The organism is Streptococcus danieliae, from assembly GCF_009767945.1.
GTDB lineage: Bacteria > Bacillota > Bacilli > Lactobacillales > Streptococcaceae > Streptococcus > Streptococcus danieliae.
On record NZ_WSRS01000096.1, the window covers coordinates 1 to 6,391 of the forward strand.

The following is a 6,391-nucleotide window of genomic DNA, read 5'->3' on the forward strand; positions in this document are numbered from 1 at the left end:
TCATGGACAATGCAAGTTTTCATCCTAAGAAGATTTTAGATGAACTTTCTATTTGTAATGGTCATTTTTTTCTCCCTTTACCATCATATTCCCCTGAACTGAATCCTATTGAGAACAGTTGGGCTATTTTGAAAAAAGCGGTGACAGAATTGCTTAGAAAGACAGGCGATTTGACTGACGCAATAACATACTATTTAAAAACTAAATGACTATAACACCTCCAATATGCCTGTGGCTGCGCGTGAGGCATCGATTTATACAGGTATTACCATTGCTGAATATTTCCGTGATATGGGCTATTCGGTGGCGATTATGGCTGATTCAACATCACGTTGGGCAGAAGCCCTGCGGGAAATGTCCGGTCGCCTAGAAGAAATGCCTGGTGATGAAGGTTATCCCGCCTATCTAGGGAGTCGGATTGCTGAGTATTATGAACGAGCGGGGCGGTCACAAGTGCTGGGCTTACCAGCGCGTGAGGGAACGATTACGGCGATCGGAGCTGTCTCACCGCCGGGAGGTGACATTTCTGAACCGGTGACGCAGAATACCCTGCGGATTGTGAAAGTTTTCTGGGGCTTGGATGCTCCCTTGGCCCAACGGCGTCATTTCCCGGCGATTAACTGGCTGACCTCCTATTCTCTCTATCAAGACAGTATTGGTAAGTATATTGATGCTGAAAAGCAGACAGACTGGGCTAGCAAGGTGACCCGAGCGATGAATTATCTGCAAAGGGAATCAAGTCTCGAAGAGATTGTTCGCCTGGTTGGTTTTGAGGCCTTGTCGGAACAAGAACGCTTGACCATGGAAATTGCCAAGCAGATTCGTGAGGATTACTTGCAACAAAATGCCTTTGATTCGGTTGATACCTTTACATCATTTGATAAGCAGGAAGCTATGTTGAACAATATTCTGACCTTTGCGGACGAAGGGGATCGTGCTTTAGCATTAGGCACCTACTTTAAGGAATTAATGGAAGGAACTGTTACAATTCGGGATAGGATGGCTCGAAGTAAGTATATCGCTGAAGCGTCTTTAGCAGAGATCCAGCAACTATCACAAGTGATTCATTCCGATATCCAAGGGATTATTGAGAGAGGAGGGCTATCCTAATGGGTGTAATTAAAGAATACCGAACCGTCAGTGAAGTGGTTGGTCCTCTGATGATTGTTGAGGATATCCAAGGGGTGCAATACAATGAGTTGGTGGATATTCAACTCCACAATGGGGAGACACGTCGTGGTCAGGTCTTAGAGGTACATGAAGATAAGGCGATGGTGCAATTGTTTGAAGGGTCCAGTGGTATCAATCTTGAGAAAGCAAAAGTTCGCTTTGCCGGACATCCCTTGGAACTACCAGTATCTGAAGATATGGTTGGACGAATCTTTAATGGGATGGGAAAACCGATTGATGGTGGACCAGAATTGATTCCGGAAAAGTATCTAGATATTGACGGTCAGGCGATTAATCCTGTGTCACGTGATTATCCAGATGAATTTATTCAAACCGGAATTTCGGCTATTGATCATTTGAATACATTGGTTCGTGGCCAGAAGCTACCCGTGTTTTCAGGGTCTGGCTTGCCCCACAATGAGTTGGCAGCACAAATTGCCCGTCAGGCCACTGTTTTGAACTCGGATGAAAACTTTGCAGTTGTCTTTGCAGCCATGGGAATTACCTTTGAAGAAGCGGAATTTTTCATGGAAGACTTGCGGAAAACAGGAGCCATTGAACGATCCGTTTTGTTTATCAATCTTGCAAATGATCCGGCGATTGAACGGATTGCAACGCCACGGATTGCCCTAACTGCAGCTGAGTATCTAGCTTACGAAAAGGATATGCATGTTCTGGTAATTATGACGGATATGACCAACTATTGTGAGGCCTTGCGTGAGGTGTCGGCGGCGAGGCGTGAAGTCCCAGGTCGTCGTGGTTATCCGGGTTATCTTTATACAAATTTGTCAACCTTGTATGAACGTGCGGGCCGTCTGGTTGGTAAAAAAGGATCGGTTACGCAAATTCCGATTTTGACCATGCCAGAAGATGATATTACCCATCCGATTCCGGATTTGACCGGTTATATTACAGAGGGACAAATTATTTTGTCGCATGATTTATACAACAGTGGTTACCGTCCACCGATTAATGTGCTGCCATCCCTTTCCCGTTTGAAGGATAAGGGGGCCGGTGAAGGGAAAACACGTGGGGACCATGCGGCAACCATGAACCAGCTTTTTGCAGCTTATGCCCAAGGGAAAAAGGTAGAAGAACTAGCGGTTGTTTTAGGGGATTCAGCCCTTTCAGAGGTTGACAAGCTTTATGTTACTTTTACCAAAGCTTTTGAAAAAGAATATATCGATCAAGGTTTTTACACAAATCGAAGCATTGAAGAGACACTTGATTTGGGATGGAAATTGTTGTCCATCTTACCTCGAACTGAATTGAAGCGAATCAAGGATGAGATGTTGGATCTCTATCTTCCCAAGCTTTCTTCCGAATAGTCGAATCTAAAGGGAGGCGAAAGAATGGCACGTTTGAATGTCAAACCGACTCGTATGGAGTTGAACAATCTAAAAGAACGTTTAAAGACAGCAAAACGGGGACATAAGCTCCTCAAGGATAAGCGGGATGAGCTGATGCGGCGCTTTATTAGTCTGATTCGGGAGAATCACCGGTTACGGCAGGAAGTTGAGCAGAGCTTGTCCGCTAGTCTGAAAGATTTTGTATGGGCTAAATCATCTGTCAACACACTGATGCTGGAAGAGTTATTTCTGGTTCCCTCTAAGCAGGTATCCCTGTTGATTGAAGAAGAGAATGTGATGAGTGTGACGGTTCCTAAAATGTTGCCCACAGTTCAGGCAACTAGGGATGCAGAACAAGGGATCGACTATAGCTACCTTTCTTCAAATAGTGAGATGGATGCGACCTTTAAAGCGATTGATAGCCATGTAGATGCCTTACTCCGCTTGGCAGAAGTTGAGAAAACTTGTCAACTGATGGCAGATGAAATTGAAAAAACACGGCGTCGGGTCAATGGTTTGGAATATGCAACAATTCCTAATCTAGAGGAAACAATCCACTATATTGAGCTGAAGTTAGAGGAATCAGACCGCGCCAATCTTGTCAGAATTATGAAAGTAAAGTAGTCTGTTGGCTGGGAATCAAGGAGGATGATTTCTGGCGCAGATACGATCTAGCCATGAGAAAAGGCCAGCAGTCCCTAGAAGGATTATTGCTGGCCTTTTCTCGTGGTATACTAATACCTATGATGAAAGAAGTTCGACTACTAGCAGCAGGAAAGTTTTTAAGTCTTTTTAAGAATGATCAACAGTACCAGACTCCGGTGATTCGGATTAATAAGAATCGCAAGAATCTGGCCTTTGTGATCCTATTTAAGCTCGATCCCCAGAGCGAGCGGGTCTATGTGCTAAATCGGTCCCAGCAAGGCTATAGTGACCAGCCCCAACGGCTAAAAATTTTCAAAAAAGCCAGCCTGTATACCGGGATGTTGCAGGTTCCACCCAAGGCACGAGGGACCATCCAGATTTTGCAAGTAGAGGCTCAGGATCCGCGTTTAAAAGAGACTCTCCGTTATTATTCGCAGGAGGAGCTGTCCCTGATTGCCCAGGGTCGAGCAGCGGAGCTAGATGTTTACAACCCTTTTCGTTATGCGTATTCTAGCCGGTTTTCGGATCAAGAGCAAGGGGTTGCCCTTCAGCCTCTTCAAGAATATCTAGGGATTCAAGACTTTCATCCCTTTATCCAAGAAGGCGAGGACGCGCTCCCGCTTTCCTGTACCTATCAAGATCCGCTTCGCCGGACAGCCAGTCGTCTCCAGTTGCTGGGCTGGTATTACTTGGACCAGCAGTTGAAGATTAGCTGGAAGCCCTTGACTGCTGAGAAGAGCCGGTGGCGTTCGTCTCTTCTTTCCATTGATAAAAAGAGTAAGCGCTATTTCTTTCAAGGCAATCTGTACCAGGAAAAAGGGACTGATCCTATTTTTTTGGAACAATTAAAATTGCAGACCCAAGAGGCTCCTGCAGAATATGTCCGAATGGTAGAGGAATTGCAGACCCAAGAGCAGAAAGCTCTCTTGAGAATGGCGGATTTAAAAGTTGTCGACAGGGACTAACCCTGCCTCAGTAAGCCGGTAGACACGGTCACAGACCTGGTGCAAGAAGCGGCGATCATGGGAGACAGCGATGATGGCTCCAGGATAGTTCTGGAAGAGTTGCCGGATTTGGGGCTGTGAAGTCGGTGAAAAGTTGCGGCTGGGCTCATCTAGGAGAAGGAGATTGGCTTGATCTAAAACCAGCTTGAGGAGTAGCAGTTTGGCCTGTTGGCCACCAGATAGGTCACTGATGGCATGATGCACTTCTTGGCGTGTGAATTGGAGTTGGGCGAGGTGGGTCAGGGCTTTTTGTTCCTGTAGCTGATCGCCACTAGGACAGAGAAATTGGAGTGGGGTTTCCAGGTCTGGGAGCATTTCCTGGTATTGTTGGGGCATGTAGCCAGGACGAATGTCTGTTTTGGTCAGCATTTCCTGGTAGATACGCTTGAGTAGGGTGGATTTGCCGATGCCGTTGGCTCCGATAATACCGATTTTATCTTGGGCATGGAGGTGTTCTTCTGTTGGGAGGGTGAATTCTCCCCACTTGAGTAGGGATTTTTTGGCCGGTAGTGGTTGGATATTCGAGAAGAAGAGCTGAATTGCTTCCTCATCTAGGGGTGCCTGGGTCAGCTCTTCTCTTTGTTGCTCAAACCGCCTTTCCCTACCTAGAACCTGTTTCATTTTTTTGGCAACCAGCCGTCCAGCTGTTGCATCATGGGTATTGATTAGACTATGGCGTACTTGGGCTTTTTGGCGTCGATGCTTGTCCATGGTTTTCTCAAATTCTTTGCGTTCATTTTGTGCTTGCTGTTTTTGTTTTCCGTACCGCTGTTTTCGATCCTCCTTGTAGGCGGGATAGTTGCCTTGCCAGACTTGAGTTTTAGCCACTTGTTTGCGTTTGAGAGATTCTAAGTGAATGATTTTTGTGGCGGTGTGATTGAGAAAATCTTCATCATGGGAGACAAATACAACAGCCTGGGGACAGGTGGCGACAAAATGTTCTAACCAGAGGAGACTATCTAAATCTAAATCATTGGAAGGTTCATCGAGGAAGAAAATATCAGCAGGACTAGCTAAAGCTCTAATCAGCTGGATTTTGAGGGTCTCACCGCCAGACAGGCTAGCCAGGCTTTGTAGACTGGATAGCCGCTGACTGTCAAAGCCTAGTTGATCTGCATAGCGATAAACAAGACCGTAGTCCAGCTCGTCAGGGTCTGCGAAAAAGTAGTCATTGAGGCTGAGCTCGGCTAGAGCTTTCGGTAGGGTTTGTGGCAGGTAGACGGGCGCAGAGAAGTGTCTCTGAATGGTTCCCTCTACGAGGAGATGGTCAGGGGCAGGCTCTTGAAGGAGTAGCTGGAGTAAACTGGACTTCCCATTCCCCTCCTCTCCAATAATGGCGACCTTATCTCCTGTATGGATTCTGAGCGAGAGGTCTTGGACCAGTGTCCGTAAATCTTTTTGGTGATGGATACTTAGGTGTTGAATGGTTAGCAGCATAAAAATCCTCCTTTTGATCACGATAAAAAACGCTACCTAATTGGTAGCGCTTGTAGAAGGCCTGCTGGGACTCTTTTGGTTTAACAGGACAGTCAGATAAGCTTGTCTCCCTTTAGTCATACAAGTTAATATCAGCTCGTGTAAGTGTAACCTAGAAAGAGTATCAAAACACCTCTGTCAAAAGAAGAGGCTGGAGCAGGAGCTACTAGAAGTCTACCAAATAAGTGCAGAGTGTTCGAGTGATTCAAGAATCGCAAAGATGCCCCAGCCTTACTGATTTTGGTTGGGTTTGATTCTCTTTCTTGAATGACTCAACTGTCACTGGTGGGACTTCTAGTTGTTCATGGCTCCTTACCTCGCTGTAAATGTGATGGTTTCAGTTTAGCAGACCAGAATCAGGGTGTCAAGCTAGTTTAGAGAAATGGTGGGAAAAAGCTCGACAAACCGAAAAGATATGGTATAATACTCAATGGAGCAACAATCTTGCGTGAAGCGGGTCAGGGGAGGAATCCAGCAGCCCTAAGCGATTTAGATTGTGTGCTCTTTTTTTTGCTGTTAAAAAACCCTTTGGAATTAAGCTTCCAAAGGGTTCTTTTGATTCTGATCAAGTGACGGTCTCCTCGTCACTTTTTTCGGCTCTTTGTCAAGTTGTGTGGAATCCCTGAAAACTGACAGTTTTAGGCTTTTATTATTTAGCTTTTTAATAAGGGTGTTGAGATGGTTTTAACGTCAATCCGAATCCGGCTTCTTTCGAATTTCTATGAGATGCTTTCCCTGTGGTGGGGG

Annotated in this window: 5 protein-coding genes, 1 other RNA gene and 1 pseudogene; 6 read left to right on the forward strand and 1 reads right to left on the reverse strand. The window is 45.7% G+C overall.

Annotated features, from left to right (window positions below; genetic code table 11):
• From E5983_RS08235 to E5983_RS08255, 5 genes and pseudogenes are all read left to right on the forward strand, one after another.
• A partial coding sequence (locus tag E5983_RS08235; RefSeq protein WP_202056640.1) for a transposase occupies positions 1-209 on the forward strand: 209 nt, incomplete at its 5' end.
• Between the two features lie 4 nt (positions 210-213).
• Positions 214-1,110 (forward strand): annotated as a pseudogene (locus tag E5983_RS08240) (ATP synthase beta subunit C-terminal domain-containing protein); the annotation flags it as partial.
• On the forward strand, positions 1,110-2,498 hold the full coding sequence (locus tag E5983_RS08245) for a V-type ATP synthase subunit B (protein WP_160333372.1): 1,389 nt from the start codon (positions 1,110-1,112) through the stop codon (positions 2,496-2,498). The pseudogene E5983_RS08240 and the gene E5983_RS08245, both read left to right, overlap by 1 nt.
• Before the next feature lie 24 nt (positions 2,499-2,522).
• A complete protein-coding gene (locus E5983_RS08250; RefSeq protein WP_160333373.1) occupies positions 2,523-3,143 on the forward strand; it encodes a V-type ATP synthase subunit D in 621 nt (206 codons plus the stop codon).
• Between the two features lie 119 nt (positions 3,144-3,262).
• Entirely contained in the window at positions 3,263-4,129 is an 867-nt protein-coding gene (locus E5983_RS08255) for a hypothetical protein (protein ID WP_160333374.1), read from the forward strand.
• Here the strand turns inward: E5983_RS08255 and E5983_RS08260 are convergent.
• A complete protein-coding gene (locus tag E5983_RS08260) occupies positions 4,106-5,605 on the reverse strand; it encodes an ATP-binding cassette domain-containing protein (RefSeq protein WP_202056643.1) in 1,500 nt (499 codons plus the stop codon). The genes E5983_RS08255 and E5983_RS08260 overlap by 24 nt on opposite strands.
• Positions 5,606-6,066: 461 nt before the next feature.
• On the opposite strand from E5983_RS08260, the gene ffs reads away from it, so the two are divergent.
• Positions 6,067-6,164, forward strand: an RNA gene (gene ffs, locus E5983_RS08265) — signal recognition particle sRNA small type.
• Positions 6,165-6,391: the final 227 nt, after the last annotated feature.

Excerpts from the sequence above, each read along its gene's own strand:
- E5983_RS08245 (WP_160333372.1), top strand. The coding sequence starts at position 1,110 with ATGGGTGTAATTAAAGAATACCGAACCGTCAGTGAAGTGGTTGGTCCT.
- E5983_RS08250 (WP_160333373.1), top strand. The coding sequence starts at position 2,523 with ATGGCACGTTTGAATGTCAAACCGACTCGTATGGAGTTGAACAATCTA.
- E5983_RS08255 (WP_160333374.1), top strand. The coding sequence starts at position 3,263 with ATGATGAAAGAAGTTCGACTACTAGCAGCAGGAAAGTTTTTAAGTCTT.
- E5983_RS08260 (WP_202056643.1), bottom strand. The coding sequence starts at position 5,605 with ATGCTGCTAACCATTCAACACCTAAGTATCCATCACCAAAAAGATTTA.